A 1411-nucleotide genomic window follows, 5' to 3' on the forward strand; every position below is an offset into this window, starting at 1 on the left:
ATTTAATATTGCAATTTATAATAAGTAAATAAAAACAAAAAAATAATTGACACAAATATGTCAACATGATATAATTATAAAACCGCAAAATAATAAAAAATATTTAACCAATTATATCATACCACATCTTGCGGTAAATGTCAAGAAAAATATTAAAAAATTACTGTAAAGGAGATTGTGTATGGAAGAAAACAAAGCAAGTATGACAGCGAAAGTAACTACTTATGGACGTGCATATCATTCTTTGTATGATAATCCAAAGATATTTGACGATTTTTTAGCACCAAAAATACTGACTGATGAAGAATTTAGTGAAATTTCAAAGCATATGGCTGGTGGAATTAAATTTTTTAATCCAGAAGAGGCTCATCTATATGAAGATATTGAAGCTGCTTTAAAATGGGTTACTCAGACACAAGTAGCACCAACATCATTAGCTAGAAGTAGGTATACTGAAGACATGCTTGAAAATGCTATCAAATTAGGAGTAGAGCAGTACGTTATACTAGGTGCAGGCTTTGATACTTTTGCATTTAGAAAACCTCAACTGTTAAATCAAATTAAAGTGTTCGAGATTGACCGTCCTGCAACTCAAGCTATGAAAATAAAACGTATTAAGGAACTTAAATGGGATATAAGTCCATCATTAAATTTTGTACCTGTTGATTTTTCAAAGGATGATTTTATAGAAATGTTACTTAATTCGGATTATAATCCTAATAAATTGACGTTTTTTGGCTGGCTTGGAGTTACATACTACTTAACAAAAGAAGATATTTTAAAAACATTAAAAGCGATTGCTCGTATTTCAACAAAAGGCAGCTCTATTGTCTTTGATTATTTGGATAATGATGCTATTAATAATGAAAATACAGCAAAACGTGTAAGAGATATGATAAAACTTGCTGAGAGTGCAGGTGAGCCTATGAAATCATTTTTTGAATATTTAGAGCTTGAAGATTACTTACAAAAAGCAGGTTTTAATATTTATGAACATCTTAATCCTTTGGAAATAGAGGACAAATATTTTAAAGGACGTAATGATTATTATCATGCGTTTGAAAATATTAATTATGTATTAGCTGTTTTGCAAAATGGAAATATTTAAAAGAAGTTAATTGGGCGACTTCTAGTATCATCATGAAATAATTAAAAATAGTTTTTAACTCTTTGATAATTAGAGTCTTGGTATTGCTAAGGCTCTTTTTATTTAATAACAAAGTCCTGCTTTTGAAACAAAGGTTAAAAAATATTAAAATATCTAGGGTAAACCTTTGAGAGAAGTGTAGCTCAATGTTCTTGTGTTGAAGCTTTTTTTAAAGATGTTTATATTTTTCTGATTATATAAAGATGAAAAAATATAGGCATCAATGTCGTGGTCAAAAAATGTCATATAGCTTCTAAAGGATTT

The 1411-nt window shown here is 28.5% G+C and carries 1 protein-coding gene; it reads left to right on the forward strand.

What is annotated here, in order from left to right:
- Positions 1 to 181: 181 nt before the first annotated feature.
- Positions 182 to 1108 (forward strand): class I SAM-dependent methyltransferase, encoded by a 927-nt coding sequence (locus AYC61_RS01190; RefSeq protein ID WP_066495587.1) that lies wholly within the window; start codon positions 182 to 184, stop codon positions 1106 to 1108.
- The last annotated feature ends 303 nt before the right edge of the window (positions 1109 to 1411 follow it).

Source organism: Abyssisolibacter fermentans (assembly GCF_001559865.1).
Classification (GTDB): domain Bacteria; phylum Bacillota; class Clostridia; order Tissierellales; family MCWD3; genus Abyssisolibacter; species Abyssisolibacter fermentans.

Bases quoted from the DNA above. Each gene is read 5' to 3' on its own strand.
- AYC61_RS01190 (WP_066495587.1), top strand. From the start codon at position 182: ATGGAAGAAAACAAAGCAAGTATGACAGCGAAAGTAACTACTTATGGA.